This is a genomic window from candidate division WOR-3 bacterium (assembly GCA_016934535.1).
Classification (GTDB): Bacteria; SDB-A; SDB-A; order SDB-A; family SDB-A; genus JAFGIG01.
Genome location: JAFGSQ010000037.1, coordinates 14,482 through 37,486, shown reverse-complemented (window position 1 = coordinate 37,486; position 23,005 = coordinate 14,482). Strand labels below are relative to the sequence as shown.

Below are 23,005 nucleotides of genomic sequence, written 5' to 3'. Positions count from 1 at the left end.
TTTCACCTCACATTAAGTTATGTTTATATTGTATATCTTTTGTGCGTAAGCCGTCGAATTCCGGCCGCCTTCTTTCGCGGAGTATAAAGACTCGTCGGCGTCTTCAATTAAATCTTCCTTTGTCTGAGCCCTCAGAGGATATGAACTGACTCCTATTGACACCGTCACTTTGAAAGGTACTCCGTTTTGATCCTGCCATTCGAGACTCTCTATGCCTTGTCTCAGCTTTTCAGATATCATGACCGCTTCCTTGTAGGGGCATTCGGGAAGTATCACCGTCAATTCTTCACCTCCGTAGCGGGCGACTGAATCAAATTTCCTGACTGAATTTGCGAGATAAGAAGATATTCCCGTCAGTACCGTGTCTCCCGTCCTGTGTCCGAAAGCGTCGTTGATTTTCTTGAAAAAATCAATATCCATGATCAGGAGACTTAACGACGAAGTGGTTCTGCTGCATCTTGAAATCTCTTCGTCCAGGAGTTCCTGAAAATACCTGTGATTGTAAAGCCCTGTCAAGCCGTCTTTGAGAGAAAGCCTTTCTTTCTCTTCGTACAATTTAGCTCTCGAAATCGCCGCTCCAAGAAGGCGTGCGAACACTTCGAGAAGTTCGGAATCCTTTTTTTCGTAGTTGTTTAAATAATTACTCATCAAAAACACTGCACCGCACGGTTCTTCCTTCGAAGGCACCGGAGCGGCCAAAAAGGACATCACGTTGACACTGCCGTCATCAGGGTGAAGGATGAATCTCGAAACCGAAGTGTTTTTTTGAAAATTAGTCTCATTCAAACTGATGTTCTTTTTTATGACCAGCCTGGCTATCGATCTCGGGCTCAGCGAGAAATCGGTTCCCAATCTGTCGCAAAAAAAAATATTGTTGCCGGATTTGGTGTGAGTGACGACTGAGTATTTATCGACCAGGACTATGAGGAAATCTTCATAATTGAAAGTCTCCCTGAGTTTGACTGTGAATATCTCTATGACGTCCTTGAAATAAATTGAACGCACGAATTTGTCCGCCAGGTCGTTTATTATTTCAAGAAATGTTGAAGCTATCTCTTTCTTTTCGAGGTGAGAAGATATCTGAATGATTTCTGAAAGAATCAGGGAATACCTGTGAACGTCGAAAGCCGTCTCTTCGGAAAAGGCTTCTTGAACATCACTGTCTACACAAAGCAAACCGACCGTTTCCTCGCCGATCCTGACGGGAGAGGCGCAGAAGGATTTAACCGCCACATCGTCCGTGTAGTAACCCAGATTAAAAGCGGCTCCGGTAAAATTGCGCGACAAAAAATATTTCGGCTCTCGAGCCGCAATTGAAAGAAGACTGCCGGAATATTTCACGTATTTTGAAGCATCGATGAAATCCGCAGCCGAAGACCTGAAATCAAAAATTTTAAAAACAGTTCCTTCGATCGAGTTCTCAATGAACAGCAAAACAACCGTTCGGACATTCGGATTGCTGAAAATCACTCCGAGAATGTTGGAGACATTGCGGGATATAATCTTTTTTGACGGAATTATTCTTTCAAGCGGAGGCAGGAAAGCAGATTCAGCCTCTCTTTGCCTGACAGAAGGTTTTCTGAAAACGAAAATCCTGTGAAAAAGTTCGACAGTTGCGAAAAGACACACCAACTGAATGAGCCTAAGGGAAAGAGGATTGTAATCTTGTCCGAAGTTGTTGCCGGAATTTGAAAACACAGACGAAGATATTTCGGCAAAAGCTATTACCGAGAAACCTGCCAAAGCTTTTTTCTTTTCCGAACGGAACGAAATGAGAACCATCAAAGGAAAATAAAAACCCCAGAGTACTCCTCCGGAAAGCTGAACGAGCATAACAAAAGTTGAAACAAGAGTGGCGATGCCGTGAAATGTAATCGCCTTAAAAAAGTTCTTTTGAGTCCTGACAAATAGCATTATTATGAATCCGGAGCAGACAATCAAAAGAAGAACAATCCCGATCCTGTTGAAAACTCTCATGCCGAGGTCGTAAAAAGTACCGTTCGAGGAAAAAAAAAGCGACAAAAACATAAGAGCGTATAAAAAGAGATAATAATGGATTTTTTCAGGCGGTTTTTTAAAATTCATCAACTCTTGATACCGGCCGCAAGGTCGGCAGTTCTTTCATAAATACTCCGGGCGTCAAGACCGGCACGTCTGATGAGAACGTCTCTCGAACCGTGCGGCTGAAAACTGTCTTCGACTCCCGCCGAATAAAACTTTCCGGAGAATCCGCTTTCAGCGAGTGACAAAGAGAGGAAAGCCCCGAATCCGTTTATTTTTGAACCCTCTTCGATACAGATAACTGCCTTTTTGTCTTTCAGGAAATCTACGAGTTCGCCGGAGACCGGTTTTATGAAACGCGCGTTCACTACCCATGGTGTCAGTCCGTCGTTGGCGCTCATCATCTCCCTCACTTCAACGGCTGTGTATACGCACGTTCCAACTCCCACTATCGCTAGAGAGCAGTCTCCTTCGAGAAAAGAAGGTTTTCCGATCTCGACCTTCTCGGGCGAAAATCCTTCAAGACCATCTCTCATCTTGTCTCTCGGATATCTCAAAACAGTCGGTTTTCCGCATTCAAAAGAGACGTCCATCATTTGCTTTAAGTCGTTTCCGTCGGCAGGCGACATGAACACTATACCGGGTACCGACAAAAGAAAGCCGATATCGAACAAACCGTGATGAGTCGGGCCGTCTTCTCCGACAAATCCTGCCCTGTCAATGAAAAAAGAAACGGGCAATCCCTGCAAAGCTATGTCATGAATGACCGGATCGAAAGCCCTCTGAAGAAAAGATGAATACAGAGCGATAGCAGGCTTCAAGCCTTTAGCCGCCATGCCCGCGGCAAAAACCGACGCGTGTGCTTCGGCAATGCCGACGTCGAAAAACCTTTCCGGAAACTGTCTGCAAAACTTGTCCAGTCCTGTTCCCAGAGGCATGGCCGCCGTTATTGCTACTATTGACGGATCTTTTTCGGCTCGTTCGATAAGCAAATCCGATACTTCGTCCGTCCACGAAACCGCATTTTTATGGGGATCCGTTTCGTCACAGGATTTTTTGACAGGTCCTATACCGTGAAACACCTCGGGGTCATTCTCCGCCTTATCGTAACCCCGGCCTTTTTGAGTGAGTACGTGGACGACTTTGGGTCCTTTAAGCCTTTTGACTCCTTTAAAAACATCGATGAGGGATTTAATGTCGTGACCGTTGACCGGGCCTATGTACCTGAAACCGAGCTCTTCGAAAAGAATCGTAGGAATCAGAAGGTTTTTAAAACCTTCCTCTACCCTTCTTGCAACATCCCTCGCCCTTTTGCTGAGAAAGGAAGGCAAAAGTCCGAGAAGCTCCCATACGTCGTCCCTCATCCTGTTGTATACGGGCGCAGTGACAAGTTTGTTGAGATATTCCGAGATCATTCCGACATTTTCACTTATCGACATTCCGTTGTCGTTTATTACGATTGTTATGTCACCCCTGAAACTGCTGGCGTGATTCAAGCCCTCCCAGGCGAGTCCTCCCGTGAGAGCCCCGTCGCCTATTACCGCTATGACTTCATGTTTCTGAGACAGAGCGTCTCTGGCGACGGCCATTCCGACGGCTGAGGATATCGAGGTAGAGGCGTGACCCGTGCCGTATGCGTCGTAAGGACTTTCACTGATTTTGGGAAACCCGCTAATCCCTCCGAACTGTCTGATTGTATGAAACAGATGTTTCCTCTCTGTCAGAATCTTATATGCATAACACTGATGCCCGACGTCCCATATTATCTTGTCCCGAGTCACGTCAAAAACGCTGAGCATTGCCAGGGTGAGTTCTATGGCGCCGAGGTTTGAAGCGAGATGGCCTCCATTCTTTGCGACGACATCAATAATAAATTTCCTCAGTTCATCCGCCAGGACAGCAAGCTCGTCGTTTGAAAGTTTTTTCACATCGCCGGGACAGTTTATCCCTGAAAGAAATTGATTTTCTTTAGTTTTCATGAAAGGAACCTCCCGAAAAACCAAGCGATGACAAAACCTATCAAAGAGCCGATAAAGACCTCGAAAGCCGTGTGGCCGAGGAGTTCTTTAAGCCTGCCGGCTTTCATATGACCCAGTCTGTTCATTTCATCTATTATATTGTTGAGGATTTGCGCCTGTCTTCCGACTGAACGCCTGACTCCTGCGGCGTCGTATATGACTATTAGAGAAAAGAAGAGTGTTATGCCGAAAAGCAAACTCGTGAATCCGTTCCAGTAACCGACTAAAAACGACAGCGTGATTACTGAAGAAGAGTGTGAAGAAGGCATACCGCCGGGTTCGTTTATTCTCTTTATGTTTTTTCCGAGAATGAATTTTTTATATTTTCTGTAATCTCCCAGAACACCTATTATAACTTTAACAGTCTGAACCAGAGATCCCGAAAACAAAGTTATGAGTACAATGCTAATTCCGTTGCGAGGGATTTCCATCAGTTTGATCTTTCCAGTATGAAATGAGTCAATTCAATCAAATCGGAGGTTTTTTCGCCCATCTTCGAAAAAATCTTCTCGGCTCTTTTTGCGTAATTTTCGGCTAAAAACCTCGAAGTCTTCAAACCGTAAAAGTTAGGATAAGTGAGTTTGTTGCTCGAAGAATCTTTTTTCAGTTTTTTACCCATTTTTTTCTCATCGCCCGTTTCATCGAGAATATCGTCGACAATCTGAAATTCCATGCCGAGAAGTATGCCGGCTCTTTCAAATTTACCTGTTAAAACCTTGTCGGCACCGGCACAAACGGAACCGCATGTTAAAGAAGCCGAAATGAGAGCCGCCGTTTTGTGTCTGTGGATGTATCTCAGCATTTTTTGTTTTTTGAAAGTCATCCGGTGCCAGTGCATATCGGCAACCTGTCCGCCTATCATTCCTTTTGTGCCGACCGCTTTTCCCAACACTTTGACGACTTCCGAGCAGACTTCAGGAGGTGTTGAATCCGCTATAACCTGCCAAGCGTAAGTGCAAAGGGCGTCACCGGCCAAAACGGCTATGTCCTCGCCGAATTTTTTGTGAGAGGTCGGCTTTCCCCTTCTCAGATCGTCGTCGTCCATCGCCGGCAGGTCGTCATGAATAAGACTGTACGAATGAAGCATCTCTATGGCTCCGGCGACCGGAAGGGCGTTTATTTCTTTGCCGCCGGACACTCTGCAAGCTTCGAGAACGAGATATGACCTCAGATATTTGCCTGCTCCGAGGACCGAGTATCTTACCGCTTCGTGTATGATCTCGGGAAAATCGGATTTTTGGGGCAAGTTCTCATTCAGCCACTTTTCGACCAGTCCCCTGTTCTCTTTTAGCCGGTTTTCCACTGAGATCAAATATCCGCTTCCTCGATCTTATCTTCTTCGGTAATTATTTTGATCCTCTTTTCGGCTTCAAAAAGATACGATCGGGTCTTTTTTATGAGCTTCATGCCTTCTTCGTAGAGATCAATAGACTTTTCCAGAGGCAAATTCGGGTCTTCCAGAGAGTCGACAATCTCGCCTATCCTCGACATCATCTTCTCAAAAGACACGCTCTTTGATTTTTCCATAGTTTAGAGTTATCACCATTGCTATTTTATGTCAACGCTTTAAGAATTTCGCCGGCCGTTCTAAGGCTTCCGACCGCTATGCTGTCATCTTTGTTTTTTATAAATTCCGTAATGAATTCATCTCTTTCCAGATAATTGAACTTGCGACCAATCCTGTTAAAAGCCTCCTCATATTCCTGTTTTTTAAGAATTCTGTCTGTTATTCCAGATGCGTAAAACACTCCGGCTACAGAATCGAGTGCTTCTATCATTCCAAGATAATCCTTGTCCCTCATGGCCGAAAAAAAAACTGAAAATTTCAAGCCCCCGTGTGTATCCGAAAGAAATTTCACGGTTTCGCGCACACCATTGACGTTGTGGCTTCCGTCTATAATCTTCAGGGGATTTCGACCTACATAATGAAGCCGCCCTAAATGAACTGTTTTTTCAGCGCCTATCAGCACATGACGGGTTTCGATTTTAAATTCGCTTTTCAGTCTTTCTATTATCGCCAGGGCTAATTTGATATTTTCTATCTGAAACATGCCTTTGAGGGGAACAAATACTTCTCCGAAATTTCGACAATTGAAAAGGATTCCTTCGCCGGAACAGCGCCCTGACACTTTTTCTATCAGATCGTCCGCCGGAAAAAATCTCGATCCGTTCAGGGAAGCCCGGAGCTCGAACAGATCTCTCAATGGCTTTTTGAGATCTAACACTACGTCACAACCGGGGCTCATTCCGCCGGCCTTGTCCAGTGCTATCTGAAATACTGTCTCTCCGAGAACATCAGAGTGATCGATGGAAATTGACGTACAGCAAAACACGTCGCATTCAACTGCGTTAGTAGCGTCTAATTTACCTCCCATCCCCGCCTCGAGTATCAGAACGTCTGCGTCTTCATCTTCAGCTACTGTCAGGGCTGTTAAAAACATCGCCTCGAAATAAGTGAGAAACTTGCCGGCGTATCTGAAGACCTTTGAAATCGCCGGATAAAAAATCTCCTCGGGGACGTCGGTTCCATTTATTCTAATCCTCTCCAGTTCATTGACGAGATGAGGAGAAGTGAAAGTGACTGTTTTAAGTCCGCTTTCAGCGAGAATTGACGTCAAAATAGCGCAGACTGAACCTTTGCCGTTGGTGCCGACAACTTTGACCGTTTTTCTTTTTCTCATGCTCATAGAAGCGGCGACATTCCTGAGCCCGGTCAAATTGGGCTCGAAATACCTCATCATACCTTTTTCGCGGTTTTCGAGACCGTCTATCAGTTTTTTGATTTCAATATACTTCAAACAAACCTATTCCGTTTTTACTATCTCAATCCCTCTGGACGTAGCAATCCAGATCTCTTTTCTTTCCTTTATGTAGAGAATATCGTTCACCGCTCTGTTGAAAGATGATCCGATACCCGGCGATTCGAATTCTTCGATCTTTCCCGCGTACAATATCTGCAGGGCTCCGAATCCGGATCCGGTTGAATTTTCATAAGTCGCTACAAGCAGTGAGTCTCCGACCATGCAGAGTGCCCGGACTCCGTAGTACCTTAATCCGGTCAAAACATCCAATCTGAAAAAAAGATTTGGCCCCCCCACAAGATACAACCCGCCAGGTGAATATCCTTCGTAAACGTCTTCGAGACCTGTCCATATCCATCCGCTGTCGACGAGAATAGATCTGACCGGATGATTGAAAAATGAACCGTTGACAGAAATCTTTTCGGATTCATAATCCTCTCTCATCACGTAGATTCCGTCCATAGCGCCTATTAAAAGGGAATCACCGGCTATAACCATGCAGGAAACCGGCGAAGTCACAGGTCTTTTAAAAACGGATCCGTTTCCAAGAACCACAATTCCCGACGAAGTTCCGAGAACCGTGCGATCGCCGAATCGTTCGATAGACGTCACGAATCTCTCGTAATGATCTGCGGAGACGTACGAAAACAGGCAGGTGCCGTCTTCGCTCAAGGCTGTAAATCCGTTATATGTGCCCACAAGAAAAATATTTCCACGCTTGTAGACTGATGAGACATACGGACAAGGCAGACAGGAATCCGGCAATTTTCTGACAAGAAAATCTTCCGTTTCAATAATGTAAAGCCCGCCTCCCAAAGTACCGGCGTAAACTGCACCGGATTCATATTCCAGGCAGGAAACGTTATGAGAGTCGAGAATTGAGAGGATAATATAAATAATTTCAAACAATTTTTCCCTCCCTTTCTATTTTTTTTAACCTGAACAGGACGTCGAGCGCCTCTTTCGGCGTAATATTCTCAGGGTCAATTTTTTTCAAGTATTCGACTATTACATTTTCCAAACCGTCAGTTTCGATTATTTCAGATGATTCTGCCGCTGAATCATGAATGATGGTTTCGCTTTTTTCAAGTATTTTCAGTATTTCCCTTGCCTTTTTAATAATCTCGACGGGCAGTCCTGCAATTCTCGCAACTTCAATTCCGTAACTGTGACTGCTCGATCCTTTTTCCACTTTTCTCCGAAACAGTATTTTTTCACCCGATCTCTGAACCGAAATATTAAGATTCTCGACAAAATCATATTTTTCGGAAAGTCCCGTCAATTCATGATAATGAGTCGCGAACAAAGTTCTGCATCCTATACGCGAGACAAGATATTCGGCGACTGACCACGCTATTGAAATGCCGTCGTATGTGCTTGTCCCTCTTCCGATCTCGTCGAGGATGACGAGGCTGCGCGGTGTGACGTTGTTTGTAATGTTGGCTGTTTCAATCATTTCGGCCATGAATGTGCTTATTCCCTTTGAAATGTCGTCACTGGCTCCAATTCTCGAAAATATTCTGTCCGTCAACCCGATCTCTGCATATTTTGCCGGAACGAACGAACCCGCCTGGGCCATTATTGCGATTTGAGCCGCCTGCCTCATGTAAGTTGATTTACCCGACATGTTAGGGCCTGTTATTATGGCAAGAGAAGGGCCGTTTTCACCGTCGAGAAAAATGTCGTTTGGAACGAAAGAATCGTTTCCCGTCTTTTTCTCAACGACGGGATGCCTGGATTCCAATGCGTGTAAAACATTGCTATCGGCGAGTTTCGGTCTTACGTATCCTTGATTTTCTGCGGCTTTAGAGAAAGACATCAGAACATCGAGACATGAAATCAGTTCGCCGTTTTCTCTTGTCGTTTTCGACGCTAAGCAGCACAGAGTCCTTATTTCGTCTATTATATTTTCTTCCATGATTTTTATTTTCTGCTGTCCGCTTAAAATTCTTTCTTCAAGTTCTTCCAGTTCTCTGTCGCTGAATCGCTCTGCGTTGGAAAGCCATTGTTTTCTGCGGAATTCCGACGGCACAAGGTCCAGATTCGGTTTCGTGATCTCGTAGTAATAACCTATTACGGCGTTATACTTTATCTTCAGGGATGAAATTCCCGTGATTTTTTTCTGTTCCTTCTCGAGTGAAGTGATCTTGGACAAAGCATCTTTGACGTCATCCCTCAAAAGGTCAAGCTCTTCTCTGAATCCTCTTTTGACGCTTTCTTCAGCGATCTCAGCCAAAGAATTTTTCAACACTTCATATACATCGCTTTGGGGATCCAGTTTTTCAGATATGTCTCTGAGAATTTTTGATGTAAGCGCACCAACCGTTTTCTTTATTTCAGGAATGCACTTCAATACGCTTTTTAATTTTGTGAGTTCGTAAACGGTTGCTCTGCCCGTCCCCAGCCTGCCTGACAGCCTGACCGGGTCGTGCAGATCCTTAAAAAGAAAAGTCAACTCGTCTCGGATCCCGCTTTTTTCTTTCAATTCCTGCACGGCGTCCAGTCTTTCTTCAATATTTTCCGCTTCAGTAAGAGGCTCGGACAGCCATTTTTTTAAAAGTCTTTTTCCGCAGGAAAGCTCGGTGTAGTCGAGTACTCCGAACAGAGAATCGTTTTTATCGCCAGAAGAAGATTCGATTATTTCGAGATTTTTTGCCGTAGTTCTGTCGAAGGTCATGGATTTTGAAAAATCGTGCTTCTGAAGCTTATTCATATGGTCCATTCCGCTGTTTGTCGTCCTCGACAAATATTCAAAAAGCGCGGAGGCCGCAAGAGCCGGTAGGGAGCCGTCCTCTATTCCAAAACCCAAAAAAGTTGCGGTTCCGAGCTTTTTTTTAAGTTTGGATGACACGGCAGGACTGAAATATGTGTCGTCAAGACGCGATATAAACCAGTCTTTTGCTTCGAACTCAATTCCTTCGGGCAGAAGTATTTCTTTGGGGGAAATTCTCTGAAGTTCTTCTTCGAGATTTTCAGTCTGTATTTCCCCGGTTTTGAACTCACCGCTCAAAGCTTCGGCGAAAGCGAATCCCGTGGTTTTTTTCCCCGGTATGATACAGCATACGTACAGATCTTTTTCAGGGCTGACCAAAGACGGCTCGACCGCCGTTCCCGGTGTTATCAGATTGACTATCTCCCTCTTTATCAGTTTTTTTCCGGGCGGCTCGAGTTGCTCGCACACAGCGACCTTGTATCCTTTTCCTATAATACTGTTGATATAATTGTCAACTGCCTTGACCGGAACCCCTGCAAGAGGGACTCTCGTGTTTTTACCCGCCGGTTTCGAAGTCAGGGCTATTCCGGTGAGTTCCGAAACCGTTTTGGCGTCGTCGAAGAACGTCTCATAAAAATCGCCCATCCGGAAAAAAAGGATGGCGTCGGGAAATTTGCTTTTTTCCCTGAAATACTGCTTCAGAAAAGGTGTCTGCGGTACGGAAAGAGCATCCTCAAACAGGCCGTCCAAAAAGCGTCGCTCCTTTCAATCCGCTCAACATTACGTCCAACTCCCTGCCCCTTTCAAATTCGGCGTCTATTAAAACGGGTGAAAAATCAGCAAGTATTCCCAGAGAATATCCGCCGAAACGCGATATTGACGTAATCATAGCTCTTTGCATGGTGTTCAGTCTCTCTTTCTTTTTTTCCAGAGATATGCCGTTTTGCAAAACTATAAGTTCGGCCAGCCGTTTTTTCCCGACATCTTCCTCTGCTTGACAGGGCATCAAGTTGTCGAGAGTTCCTTTTCTCGGAGAAAAAGCGTACATGTATGCTTCGTCGAATCTTATTTTTCTTACAAGATCGAGCGTATCTTCAAAATCACATTTCGATTCTCCGGGTAAACCGACCATTACGTCAGTTGTCAGGCGCATTTCAGGATAAATATCCTTTATCATACTTATGTCATCAGTATATTTTTTTACGTCGTAACCTCTCTTCATCTGTTTGAGAAGTTTATCAGAACCGGTCTGGAAGGGCAGATGAAAATGCTTGAGTATCTTTCCGTTTCCGGCGACAGTCTCCACTGTTTTTTTTGAAAGGTCGGCGGGATGAGACGTCATAAAAGTCACTTTCTTCACACCTGCAATATATGACACGTCGTTTAAAAGAGAAGAAAACCTGTAACCTTTGTAATCATATCTGTTGACATTCTGACCGAGGAGACTGAATACCTCGCCTCCTTTTGACACACATTTTTCGACGTCGCTAAAAATTTCTTCAGGATTTTTCGACACGACTTTTCCTCGAAGATAAGGAACTATACAATAAGTGCAAAATCTGTCACAACCGACGACAACAGGAATTTCGTATTCGATCCGGTCGAATTTAAGATCATTTGAAAAAATACCTTCCCCTCTTTCAATCCGGTCAATTTTTTCAAAATCTATTTTTGCAGAGACTTCGTCGGCTCCGGCGCTTTTGAGCCTTTCCGGAACGTGTGAGGCGAGACAGCCCACGGCGAGGATTTTTGCCTTTTTCCCCGAAACCGAGCTTATCCATCCGACCGCCCTGTCTTCGGCGTGCTTTCTAACAGAGCAGGCGTTGACTATTATAAGGTCCGCTTCGCTCAGGTTGTCGGTCCACAACAGCCCTCTCGAACCGAGCTCTTCTGCCATGTATCTCGACTCAGAGAAATTCATCTGACAGCCGTATGTCTTTATATAGTATTTCATAGACGAAGATTATATCAGAAAGAATCTTGATTCCATCACTCCGAACACGGCTTTCCTTTCAGTTTTCTTTTTATCTGATCGAAGGATTCTATCACAATTCTCACTTTTGAAGAGTTTTTCATATATTTATCGGAGATTATTTCGACGACGGCGTAATTGTCTGTTCTCGCCGTATATAAACCGCCGTTATTCCTTTCGACGACGGCAAGTCTTGTTGTCCCGACAAGGCTTTCGAGAAATTTTCTGCTGAGATTCTTAGCCATATTCCTGATTTCCAAAGCCCTTTTCGTCCTCTCCTCCGATCCGACAGTGTCGGGACAAAGGTTGGCAAGAGTGCCTTTCCTCGCCGAAAAAGGAAAGACATGAGCATAGGAGGGAGACAGTTTTTGAAGAAAATCCATTGTTTCGGCGTGGCTTTCAGGGGATTCTGTCGGAAATCCGGCAATGATGTCCACCCCTACACCCGGATTTTCTCTTTTGTCCCTGAAATGACAAACAAATTTTATAACCTCTTGCGGTTCGTATTTTCTCATCATGTCCTTCAAAACTGCCGGTGATCCGCTCTGCATGGAAAGATGAAGGTGAGGCAACACGCGTTTTTCGTTCAACATCTCATTGAATTCGGCGTCGTCTATGATATCGCGGGGATTGAGCGAGCCTATTCTGAAGCTTATTGATTCTGTGGACGAAACAAGTTTTTTAAGGAACTTGCCGAATCCGCCTTCCGTTTTGCCGAGACTTATGCCGGCAATCACAACTTCAGGATAACCCGAACTTTCGAGCATCGAGATCTCCTGTATTACACTCGCCTGATTTCTCGTAACTGATCTCCCTCTCATCGGATTGACGACGCAAAAAGAACAAAAGGAAACGCAGCCCTCCTGAACTGAGACAACAGGCCTCGATCTCTTCCTGACAAGAGGGTAATCCGCTTTTTCGACGCCGATTTCATTCAGAATCTCTTCACCTCGTTGGGCTTCGCCTTTAAAACAGCCGCTGACGTAAATCCTGCCCGATTCTTTTTTTGATTTTTTTATCTGGGAAATACATTCCCTGCGCGCTTCTTCGGTGACACTGCAGGAAAAAACAACTGTAAAATCGGGAAAATTTTTCTTTTTGACATAACCGGCCGATGAGAGAGAGCTTTCAATTATTTCGGCGTTGTACTGGTTTACCTTACAGCCGAATACCTTTATTGAATAAGTCTCCGGCAAAATCAGCCGTTCAAGTCCAAAAATAACACAAAGAAAATCCCCGGTTCAAGCCTTAAAGGAATCTTTCTTCTTCCTTGAAAACCATTCCGAGTTTCTCGAGCTCTTCGAGTATCGGGAGGTATAGTTCAGGAACGACTGGTATTCTGACGCCAGTGAGTTTTATTTTTCCGTCCAAAAACAGCTTGGCCGCTATGGCGACGGGCAAACTGACCGACTTCGACATGGCCGAATCGCCGTCCGGAGTGCCGTAATAGACGAAATAAGATATTATTTCCTTCAATCTGCTGTCCTTGCACAGGATTTCGAACCTGTGCTTCATGACTATCATGTCAACTTCGCCGGGCTTGAACTCCATCTTTTTTTTCATGAGATCGGTCATCAGATCTATCGGAGCGGCATTTTTATATGGAAGTTCTTCGTCTCCGAACAACCCGAGCCACTCCAGTTTTTTCATCACTTCGCCGTCTTCATCGGTTTCTATGAATTTGGCCAAAGATTTCCTGATGTCTCCGCCCGTAAAATCTGGGATCAGTCTCGACGTCATTCCCGAATACGTCGGATTGTTTGAAAAATCCATTTTCTCTTTTGAGAAAAGACCCAGTTTTACCATTCTGCTGAAAAGCTCACAGTGCTCAGGATATCTGAGGGTCCCTCTAAGAAGGGTTTCAATATCGTTCAAGCTGTATATTTCCTTGTATACAGTAGAATCCCTGTTGGGGTATCCGTCGAATATTCCTATGTCACCGACCTCGACGCATTCACAGCAGTGAAAAAGTTCGGACCCGTCAATCTCGACCGTTTTTCCGTTCTTCAAATATCTGGCAGGGCTGGTCGCGGCGACGAGGACGCCTCTCGGGCTCCACGAAAACTTGTAATTGAGAGGATTGTCGCAAAAACTCGGCGAAGGGAGTCCTCCGCAAAAAGAAATAAAAGTTTTGATTTTCCCTCCGGCTGCTTTTTCCGTATCTATTATCTTCATCGCCGACATGTGATCCATTCCGGGGTCAACTCCGCATTCGTTCAAAAAGAGAAGATTCTTGCTTTTGGCTTCTTCGTCGAAAGAACGCATTTTAGGACTGACGTATGAAGTTGTCATCATGTGCTTTGAGGATTTCAGAGCGCATTCGGCGACGACAGGATGATAGTCCGCCGGCAAAAGGCTTATCACGAGATCGTGCATATCAATCAGTTTCTGAAGACCAGGGATGTCTTCTATGTTCCATTTCTGCGAGGTTCCGCGCGGCCTTCCTGCCAAAAGACCTTTGTCGCCGCTTCTGCTGGCCAAAGTTAAATTTATGTCTTCAAAAGACAAAAAATAATCAATCAAAGGTTTTGCTACAAGTCCCGCCCCGAGTAAAAGAATTTTTTTCATTATTGTCTCCTTCACCAGTATAACTTCATTTTCCGAGAACTTCTTCCCGGCTAAAATGCCAAAGATAACTTCTGTTATTGTAGCATTTGACCGACAAATCCGGAAGAAATATTTTAACGGCTCCGTCTTTGTCGGTTCTGAAACCGGTCGATTTCAACGCCGTAAGATATTCGATCAACGCTTTTGAAGGATGCCCGTAGGGATTGTTTCTGCCAACGCTTATAACGGTCATGTCGGGAGAGATCTCACCGATTACATCCAGAGGATTAGCCCTGCCGTCACCGTGATGCGACGCGAGAAGAACCACCTTGTCATATGATAAAAATTCCGGCCGGCAGAAAAGTGTTCTGTCTCCGGGCAATAAAATGAGGCAATTCCCCGAGGCGGCGGTCATAAAAAGTGAAAATCCGTTCTGATCTCCCGAAAATTCTGCTTTACCTTCTTTTTCAGGAGAGTGCACGGCGACGAAAATCTCACCGAAAATCAAAGTGTCATCAGAAGATAGCTCTTTCAGTCTATCGCCCGCTGAGACCATGTAATCGGAAAGAAAGTCTTCTACTTTCAGCACACCGTTGAAAAACACGACTTCGGTTTCGAGTCGGGAAATGACGCTTTTCATTCCCCCGACATGATCTTTATCCTGATGAGTTGCGAAGACTGCGTCGACAGATCCTGAATGTTCAAGATCAATGTAATTTACAATAATTTGAGCGCAATGCTCGTTTCTTCCGGCGTCTATAACGAAGTTGTGACCTTCATTTGAATGGACCAAACACGAGTTTCCCTGACCCACGTCGAAAAAAAGTATGTAACTTTTTTCAAATAAAATCCTCCTTCCGAAAAAAACGGCCAGAAAAACTGAAGCGAATGCGAAAAAGCAGCCGAGAAGTTTTCTTTTCTTGAAGGCGAGTTTAAGAAGAATAAGGCAAAAAACAAACAAAACAGTTTCGTAAGGTTGAAATGGAGACAGACTAACATTGGGACAATACACTGAAACAGCGTCGGCAATGAGCAATATTGACTTTCCGGCAGCCCAGACGGCTCCCGAAAAAACAGGGAAATAAGGAAAAAAAATAAAAAGTCCGAGAGAGAGAATGAAAATGTACAAAATCGGAATGACGAAGAGATTAGCCATAGTAGAGAAAAGGAAAACTCTGCCGTAAGTTACGGAAATGACGGGCAAAAGGCATATATTGACAATTGTGACAACAGCGAATCCGAGCAACATATATGTAACAGGAGCGCTGAATTGTTTTTGTTTGATCAGACCGGAAACAGGAGGCATAAAAGACACCAAGCCGAGAACGCTGCCGAAAGACATCAGAAATCCCGCGTTCCAAAGAGAAAGAGGATTTCTCGTCAAAATCACTGTGCCCGCAATACCGAGCATCTGATACGGATTTCTTTCTCTCTCGAAGATGAGGCAGGCTAAAAAAACCGAAGAACCAACTGTCGCCCTCCATACAGACGGGTGACCTCCGGTCAGAGAGAGATAGAGAAAAATCAAAATTATGGAGACGAGGTATGAAGCTTTTTTCGGGACGCCGACGGCAGAAGCCGCCATGAGAATTATGAACAGAATTATACCGACGTGAAGTCCGCTAATGGCCAATATGTGTGAAATGCCGCTTTTAAGAAAATCTTCCCTGGTTTCTTCATCTATGAACAGCCTGTCACCTATCGAAACAGCTAAAGCGAAAGAAGCCAAAGCGCTGTCGTCGGAAAATTCTTCGAGTATTAGACGCCTTATTTTGTTTCTCGTCAAATCGGACAGGCAGCGGCTGTTTCCGGTGACAATGAAACTGTCGCAATAAAAAACGACGCTCATCGAATTTTCGAGAAGAAATCTGCCGTAGTCAAATTGATGCGGATTCGTCGAAAAAGGCAAAGTGCCAAAATGCCCGAAAGCCCAGACATTCTGGCCGTCTTCGAGAGGCTGATAGGTCAAAATACAGGCGTCGAACCTGGCTGGTCTGCCGTTCAGACGAGTTATCGAAATGCGCCTGCTTTTTCTAGTCACCGGCTTGACACTGCCGGTTATCTCACAGTCCATTCTCTCTTGGTAGATGTATTCGGAGCCGGGTCCTGGTATTTTCAGGTAACCCCAGATTACATACAGAAAGACCGCAGCCGACATAAACAACCACCTGGACAGGACCGTATTGTTTTTTATCGCCAGTAAAATACCAGTGGACAATAACAAGACAGAACACACTATCGCAATATTAAGCGGAAAAAGACAACCGGCAAAATATGTTCCGAGACAGGCGCAGAGAAAAAGCCAAAAAGCTATATTCTCTCTTAAAAAATCACTCTTTTTTGAAAATATTCCTGACTTTTTTGAAAACACCCTTCTTTGCCGTTTCGGGGAAATCTCCTTCAAGAACTTCTTTCAGATCAATGGCCTCGATGCATTCGGGATCCCATTTGAAAGCTTCGTTGAGGGAAAAACGGGCCTCGTCGAATCTTCTCATTCCGTAAAGAGCCCAGGCGTATACGGCGTGAAAAAATCCTTCGAAAATTCTGTCCTTGAGCGATCTCTGGATTGATTCAATGTTCTTCGCTACTTCCCGGCCCGTTGATACTCTAATCATCGAAAGATAAACAAGATACTCCGTTTTTTTGTGCACTTTAATGGCGGCATCGATCAGTATCTCGGCCCTGGACCAATTTTTCGCTTTAACAGCCGCTCTGGCTTGGGCAAAAAGGTTTTTCGCCTGAACGACGAGGCTTTTGTCGACCTCTCCGGAAAGTTTTCTGTCATATTCGTTCCTTCTGTCTCTGTCTATCAGGGTTTTGTATGCTCTTGTTATCTCAGCGAATCTGTCGTTTGCTTTCCTCCACGAAAGACCCGTTTTATCTTCAATGTGATCCGGGTGATGCTGTTTGGCAAGGGCTATGTATCTTTCTCTTATTTCAGAGTCTGTGGCATTAAACGTCACTCCGAGGATTTCGTAGAAATCTTCCATCTTGAGATATTAAATATTGAACAGATTTCTGTCAAGTCATTATCTTGCCATGGCAAGTTATTATCTTGCCACGGCTTGAAAATTTAAAGTATAATCAATGATTGTATGCAAATTTTCATAAAAACGGAGGATTGATGAAACAACAAATTCCGGCGCAGATATCCATAGAACTCCCCGACGAGGTCTCCGACGGAACTTACAGCAATTTTGTCATAATTTTGTCTTCACCTGCCGAATTTGTAGTTGATTTTGCGAGGCTTGTACCGGGAAAAAACAAAGCAAAGATCAACAGCAGAATTATAATGCCCCCTCAGACAGCAAAAAGACTGATAAAACTTCTCGAAGAACGCGTGAAAGATTTCGAGGACAAGTTCGGCATCATAAAAACCGATGAACCCGAAAAGAACGTAATGGGTTTCAACAACATCTAAAGAGGTAAAAAATGGACATTAAATCTGTAATTGCCGATTTCATTGTCAGAGTTCAGAAGTGGAAATCCGGAGGCGGCGAGAAATCAATCAGAAGGCAGAAAGACAAGGGCAAACTGACAGCCAGAGAAAGGATCGAAGCTCTGATCGACGAAGGCAGTTTCTTTGAGACAGACCTCTTCGTCGAACACAAAGCTCGAGGATACGGACTGGACGGAGTCATGCTTGCCGGTGACGGAGTGATAACCGGCGTAGGAAAAATTTCCCGCCGACCCGTGGCTCTTTTCGCCCAGGACTTCACCGTCGCAGGCGGATCTCTCGGAGAAGGTCACGCCTCGAAGATAGTGAAAGTCATGGACATGGCAAGAGATTCCGGCATGCCTCTCATAGGCCTAAACGACTCAGGCGGAGCAAGAATTCAGGAAGGAGTCGGCGCACTGGCGGGATACGGCGACATCTTTTATAAAAACACAAAACTCTCGGGTGTTGTGCCTCAGATATCGGTCATACTTGGTCCTTGCGCAGGAGGGGCGGTATATTCACCCGCCCTCACCGATTTTGTGATAGTTGTCGAAAAAATAAGCAATATGTTCATAACCGGTCCGGAAGTTATTAAAGCCGTCATAGGTGAAGAAATTTCCATGGAGGATTTGGGCGGGGCAATGACCCACGCCGAGATCACCGGCAACGCGCATTTCGTTGCTCCCAGCGAGCCGGAAGCTTTTTCCCTCATAAAAGCTCTCTTGTCTTACATCCCTGCCAACAACAAAGAGATGCCTTCTCTCATCCCTGCAGAAAACCCGAAAAAACAATTCGACATAACAAAAACGATACCATCCGATCCGAAAGTCACATACGACGTGCTTGACATTATAAGCTCAATAACCGACAAGTCCGAGTTCCTGGAAGTTCACGAGAACTGGGCAAAAAACATAGTTGTCGGTTTCGGCAGACTCGGGGGACATTCTGTCGGAATAGTCGCCAACCAGCCTTATTATCTCGCTGGAGTTCTCGATGTCAACGCGGCGGATAAAGCTGCTCGTTTTATAAGATTTTGCGATTCCTTCAACATTCCCCTTCTGACTTTTGTCGACATTCCCGGCTATCTTCCGGGCATAGATCAGGAGCACGCGGGAGTCATTCGTCACGGCGCGAAAGTTCTTTACGCCTATTCCGAAGCCACTGTACCTAAACTGACAGTTATTATAAGAAAGGCATACGGCGGAGGCTACATTGCGATGTGCAGTAAACACCTCGGTGCTGACTTCGTCGCGGCATGGCCGACCGCGGAAATCGCAGTCATGGGACCGGAAGGCGCCGCGAACATACTCTTCAAGAAAGAAATAGAAAACAGCCAGGATCCAGACGCAACGAGAAAAGAAAAAATAACCGAATATCAGGAAAAATTCGCAAATCCCTATGTCGCCGCCTCAAAGGGTTTCGTCGACGCCGTCATTGAACCCGAAGAAACCCGCCAGATACTGATAAACATGCTGGGCATTTTTAGGGAAAAGTCGAGGCAGTCGCTTTGGAAACACCACGGCAATATGCCTGTTTAGGAGCGAATGATGTTTAACGAAAAGATAGAACTCAACGTCGACGACTCTTTTTATATAACCAATAATTTCAAAAGAAAAAATCCTGGCGTCAATTTTGAAAAAAACACGCAGAAGGAAGAGAAATCTCCGATCCCCGGAATAATAAAAGAAATCTTTGTCCGCGAAGGCTCTCGGGTTGAAAAAGGAGACATCCTTTACGTAATTGAAGCGATGAAATCCTACAACAAGATCTTTTCCGAATACCGCGGAAAAGTAATGGTTCTGAAAATCAAACCGGGTGATAAAGTAAAAAAAGGGGACGTAGTTATATACAGGAGCGATGATTGAAAAAAATAATCGCTTCCAAGCTCACATGGTCCTGCCCAGAAGATGTTTTCAAATTCAAAACCACCTCCGAGTTGAATCCCACCGAAGACATAATAGGTCAGCGGGAAGCAATAGAATCCATAACGACCGGCATTGAGATAGACGGGCAGGGTTACAACGTATTCATCTCCGGATTAGCCGGTACGGGGAGAAAAAGCACTCTTCACAAGTTTCTTACTAAAAAAATAGGAAGAGGCGAAAAAAATCTTGAAGACATAATTTTTCTATACAACTTCGACATTCCCGAAGAGCCTGTTTCAATCAAACTCTCGAAAGGTGAAGGAATACTGCTTTCACGGGCTTTGGAGGAACTTCTCGAGAATCTTGAAAATCTTATATCGGCCATTTATTTCAACGACAAATACATGTCGGAACTTATGACTTTTGAAAAAAAAGAAAAAAAGGAAGAGAACAGAATTTTTTCCAAAATCGACAAACTCGTTAAAACTTCGGGATTCAGGTGGATGAAGACCGAAGGAGAAGGCTCGAAAATGGAACTTATGCCCGTTCACAAAAAAAAAGTTTTCAGCTTCAACGAACTTACCGAACTGGTTGAGAAAAACCAGCTAAAAAACAAAAAACTGAAGGAATTTCTCGAAAAAAAAGACGAGATCGAAAAAACGATAGCTTTATATCTGAACGATTTTAAAACTTTGAGAACGGCTTTTTCAAACAGAAAGAAAAAGCTCGACATAGACACGGCATACCCTTTTCTGAAACTCATTTTCGAAGACCTGAAAGAGCTCACTTCTTCGGCGGAAATGAAAGATTATCTCGATTTTTACCTCGACTATATGCTTACCAACATATCTCTCTGGAAAACTCTCATGGAGGCCGAACAGGACAAAGAAAAATGGAAATCCGAGAAAGAAAGCATAGACAGTATTATGAGCATAAACGTCGCCGTCAACAACCACAAAAAAATTAAAAGGCCAGTCATTATCGAGAGTTTTCCGTCAGAGAACAATCTGTTCGGAACTGTCGAAAACGTCAGCTCGAGCGAAAAGATCCACACCAGCATTAAAGCCGGCAGTCTTCTAAAAGCCCACAAAGGCTTTTTGATAATCGACGCATTTGACCTCCTTCAGGAGGAAAATTCATGGCAAAGACTTAAAAGAACGCTCAAAACCCAGAGACTGGAAATAACACCCGTGGCCAATCCTCTCTCCTCGCGAAGTTATCTAAGACCGAATCCGGTTGAAATCGACGTTAAAGTTGTCATGATAGGGAACGACGAAATATATTCTGCGCTATATTACAAGGATCCCGATTTCCCGAAGATATTCAAAATCAAGGCCAAGTTCGACGAGCACATGTTGCTTTCGAAAAGAAACCTTAAAAAATATTCAAATTTCATCGCCCTGACGTCGAAAAAAGAAAATTTGCCGCATTTTTCACGCGAGTCGGTGATCAGCATTTGTGAATACGCCGTCAAACTCGCCGGGGACAAAAAACTGATAAGCACAAAATTCGGAAAAATATCCGATCTGATGAAGGAAAGCAGTTACTGGGAAACCAAGAAAAACAAAAAAGCGAAAACGGTCACCCAAAAATCCGTCGAAAAAGCAATAGACATGATGCGATTCAGAAGAACGTCTCTCGAAAGAGAATACCTCAGACTGATACGTGACAACGTCATTAAAATTTTTCTCAAAGGAAGTCAGATCGGTCAAGTGAACGGCCTGACGATTATTGACACAGACGACATCCCCGTAGGACTGCCGGCGAGGATAACAGCGCGGGTGTCACCCGGAGAGAAAGGCATAATAAGCATAGACAGAAAATCCAACCTTTCAGGAGAAATCCACACAAAGGGAGTCAATATCATAAGCGGGTATCTCAGAGGTAAATACGCCGAGGAATCCCCTTTGTCCATACACGCATCCGTTTGTTTCGAGCAGTCCTACAACATTATCGACGGCGACAGCGCTTCCGTCGCAGAAATATGCGCTCTTTTGTCATGCATTTCCAAAATCCCTGTCAAACAGAATTTTGCCGTTACCGGATCAGTCGATCAGACAGGAAATGTTCAGGCAGTCGGAGGAATCAACGAAAAAATAGAAGGTTTTTACAGAACGTGTAAAATGAAAAAAATAAGGAACGGATCGCTCATAATACCCAAAGACAACGAAAATTCGCTGATGCTCGGGAAAGACATCCGACAATCGTCAGCCGCCGGATCATTCTCTATATATTCCGTGAATTCAATTGACGAAACGCTTTGTCTGATATTGGACACCGGAAACGAAAGAAATAAAATGCAGTACATAGAAAAACGCATAAAAGAAGGTTTGAAAAATTACTTCGAAAAATCATACGCCGTGAAGAGAGGAAGATATGCTTGACGTAAAATATATAAGAGAAAACAGAGAATATGTGAAGATTGCCGTCGCGTCGAAAGGAGAAAAATGCGATCTTGACGCTTTTTTTGAAATTGATGAAGCGAGAAAGTTCTCTTTAAAGATGATAGAAAACAAGAGAAGCAGGCTCAACGCTCTTTCAAAAGAAATATCTGCAAAAAAAATAAACGGACAGGATCTCCTGGCGGAGTCAAAAAAACTCTCTTCCGAGATAAAGTCCGACGAAAAGGAATTCGCCGAAACTGACAAAAAATGGAAAGAAGCCCTGTATTGGATACCGAATGTGCCGGACCAGGACGTGCCAACGGGAAAATCAGCCGAAGACAACGAAACGGTTTATTCCTGGGGCAAACCCGGCTCCGAGAAAAAGGGACTTGACCATTTTGAGCTTTCTTCAAAATTAAAACTTCTCGATTTCGCTTCCGCGGGAAAAGTTTCAAAAAGCGCTTTCCCTCTGTACACTGGAAACGGAGCACGGCTTGAACTCGCTCTTATTATGTTTATGATGGAGATGCACTCCGAAAACGGTTACAGAGAGTTATTGCCGCCTTATCTCGTCAACAGAAACGCGATGTTCGGCACGGGCCAGCTTCCGAAACTCGAGGAGGACATGTATCTGATTGAAAAAGACGACCTCTTCCTCAATCCGACCGCAGAAGTGCCTGTTACAAACCTGTTTTCCCAGGAATTACTCGGCTGTGAATCACTGCCTGTAAAAATCTGCGCTTACACAACTTGTTTCAGGCGTGAAGCGGGATCCTACGGAAAGGAGACGAAAGGTCTAATGAGAATGCATCAGTTCAACAAAGTCGAACTCGTGCATCTGTCGAAACCCGAGGAAAGCAGAAACAGTCTCGAGGAACTTCTCGAAGAAAGTCAGCTCGTGCTTAAAAAATTAGAAATACCTTTCAGGACAAGAAAACTTTGCACCGGTGAAATGAGTTTTGCCAGCGCGATAACATACGATTTGGAAGCTTGGGCTCCCGTGTCGAAAAAGTACCTCGAAGTGTCATCGGTGTCGCTTTTCAGGGATTTTCAATCACGCAGGATCAACATCCGCTTTAAAAACGAAGAAGGTAAAATTTCATTCGTTCACACTTTAAACGGAAGCGCTCTTGCCACCCCGAGAACGATGATAGCCATATTGGAGAATTATCAGCAGGAAAACGGAGAAGTGTCGGTTCCTGAAGTTTTGAAAAAATACTTCCCGGGCAGGGAGACTTTATCTCTCTGATCCGCTTTTCTGTCCA

18 protein-coding genes are annotated in these 23,005 nt (G+C 44.4%); 5 read left to right on the top strand and 13 right to left on the bottom strand.

The window, feature by feature from the left end; genetic code table 11:
• Positions 1 to 12: 12 nt before the first annotated feature.
• The 13 genes from JXL83_06050 to JXL83_05990 form a co-directional block, all read right to left on the bottom strand.
• Complete coding sequence (locus JXL83_06050) at positions 13 to 2,085, bottom strand: sensor domain-containing diguanylate cyclase (GenBank protein MBN2363675.1); 2,073 nt, start codon at positions 2,083 to 2,085, stop codon at positions 13 to 15.
• Entirely contained in the window at positions 2,085 to 3,980 is a 1,896-nt protein-coding gene (locus JXL83_06045; GenBank protein ID MBN2363674.1) for a 1-deoxy-D-xylulose-5-phosphate synthase, read from the bottom strand. Before JXL83_06045 ends, JXL83_06050 begins: the two co-directional genes overlap by 1 nt.
• The gene (locus JXL83_06040; GenBank protein MBN2363673.1) at positions 3,977 to 4,453 is read right to left on the bottom strand and encodes a divergent PAP2 family protein; all 477 of its coding nucleotides are present in this window, start codon (positions 4,451 to 4,453) and stop codon (positions 3,977 to 3,979) included. The genes JXL83_06045 and JXL83_06040 overlap by 4 nt, the downstream gene beginning before the upstream one ends.
• Complete coding sequence (locus JXL83_06035) at positions 4,450 to 5,331, bottom strand: polyprenyl synthetase family protein (GenBank protein MBN2363672.1); 882 nt, start codon at positions 5,329 to 5,331, stop codon at positions 4,450 to 4,452. The genes JXL83_06040 and JXL83_06035 overlap by 4 nt, the downstream gene beginning before the upstream one ends.
• Positions 5,328 to 5,546 carry an exodeoxyribonuclease VII small subunit gene (gene xseB / locus JXL83_06030; protein ID MBN2363671.1) on the bottom strand — a complete coding sequence of 73 codons (219 nt, stop codon included), beginning with the start codon at positions 5,544 to 5,546 and terminating at the stop codon, positions 5,328 to 5,330. Before xseB ends, JXL83_06035 begins: the two co-directional genes overlap by 4 nt.
• Before the next feature lie 26 nt (positions 5,547 to 5,572).
• Positions 5,573 to 6,817, bottom strand: coding sequence for a hypothetical protein (locus JXL83_06025; protein MBN2363670.1), 1,245 nt, complete (start codon positions 6,815 to 6,817; stop codon positions 5,573 to 5,575).
• Between the two features lie 6 nt (positions 6,818 to 6,823).
• Positions 6,824 to 7,729: a hypothetical protein gene (locus tag JXL83_06020; GenBank protein ID MBN2363669.1), complete on the bottom strand. Its 906-nt coding sequence runs from the start codon at positions 7,727 to 7,729 to the stop codon at positions 6,824 to 6,826.
• The gene (gene mutS, locus JXL83_06015; GenBank protein ID MBN2363668.1) at positions 7,722 to 10,283 is read right to left on the bottom strand and encodes a DNA mismatch repair protein MutS; all 2,562 of its coding nucleotides are present in this window, start codon (positions 10,281 to 10,283) and stop codon (positions 7,722 to 7,724) included. Before mutS ends, JXL83_06020 begins: the two co-directional genes overlap by 8 nt.
• The gene (locus tag JXL83_06010) at positions 10,267 to 11,487 is read right to left on the bottom strand and encodes a MiaB/RimO family radical SAM methylthiotransferase (protein ID MBN2363667.1); all 1,221 of its coding nucleotides are present in this window, start codon (positions 11,485 to 11,487) and stop codon (positions 10,267 to 10,269) included. Before JXL83_06010 ends, mutS begins: the two co-directional genes overlap by 17 nt.
• Before the next feature lie 35 nt (positions 11,488 to 11,522).
• Positions 11,523 to 12,701 (bottom strand): radical SAM protein, encoded by a 1,179-nt coding sequence (locus JXL83_06005; protein ID MBN2363666.1) that lies wholly within the window; start codon positions 12,699 to 12,701, stop codon positions 11,523 to 11,525.
• A gap of 52 nt (positions 12,702 to 12,753) precedes the next feature.
• A complete protein-coding gene (locus tag JXL83_06000; GenBank protein ID MBN2363665.1) occupies positions 12,754 to 14,073 on the bottom strand; it encodes a saccharopine dehydrogenase NADP-binding domain-containing protein in 1,320 nt (439 codons plus the stop codon).
• Between the two features lie 25 nt (positions 14,074 to 14,098).
• Complete coding sequence (locus tag JXL83_05995) at positions 14,099 to 16,210, bottom strand: ComEC/Rec2 family competence protein (protein ID MBN2363664.1); 2,112 nt, start codon at positions 16,208 to 16,210, stop codon at positions 14,099 to 14,101.
• A 172-nt stretch (positions 16,211 to 16,382) separates the two neighbouring features.
• On the bottom strand, positions 16,383 to 17,042 hold the full coding sequence (locus JXL83_05990; GenBank protein ID MBN2363663.1) for a DnaJ domain-containing protein: 660 nt from the start codon (positions 17,040 to 17,042) through the stop codon (positions 16,383 to 16,385).
• A 134-nt stretch (positions 17,043 to 17,176) separates the two neighbouring features.
• On the opposite strand from JXL83_05990, the gene JXL83_05985 reads away from it, so the two are divergent.
• Genes JXL83_05985 through serS form a run of 5 tightly spaced genes read left to right on the top strand, consistent with a single transcriptional unit; the run spans position 17,177 to position 22,989 of the window.
• On the top strand, positions 17,177 to 17,473 hold the full coding sequence (locus tag JXL83_05985; protein ID MBN2363662.1) for a DUF3467 domain-containing protein: 297 nt from the start codon (positions 17,177 to 17,179) through the stop codon (positions 17,471 to 17,473).
• Between the two features lie 11 nt (positions 17,474 to 17,484).
• A complete protein-coding gene (locus tag JXL83_05980) occupies positions 17,485 to 19,029 on the top strand; it encodes an acyl-CoA carboxylase subunit beta (GenBank protein ID MBN2363661.1) in 1,545 nt (514 codons plus the stop codon).
• A gap of 9 nt (positions 19,030 to 19,038) precedes the next feature.
• Positions 19,039 to 19,356 carry an acetyl-CoA carboxylase biotin carboxyl carrier protein subunit gene (locus tag JXL83_05975; GenBank protein ID MBN2363660.1) on the top strand — a complete coding sequence of 106 codons (318 nt, stop codon included), beginning with the start codon at positions 19,039 to 19,041 and terminating at the stop codon, positions 19,354 to 19,356.
• Complete coding sequence (locus JXL83_05970; protein ID MBN2363659.1) at positions 19,353 to 21,740, top strand: AAA family ATPase; 2,388 nt, start codon at positions 19,353 to 19,355, stop codon at positions 21,738 to 21,740. The genes JXL83_05975 and JXL83_05970 overlap by 4 nt, the downstream gene beginning before the upstream one ends.
• Positions 21,733 to 22,989: a serine--tRNA ligase gene (gene serS / locus JXL83_05965; protein MBN2363658.1), complete on the top strand. Its 1,257-nt coding sequence runs from the start codon at positions 21,733 to 21,735 to the stop codon at positions 22,987 to 22,989. The genes JXL83_05970 and serS overlap by 8 nt, the downstream gene beginning before the upstream one ends.
• Positions 22,990 to 23,005 lie beyond the last annotated feature (16 nt).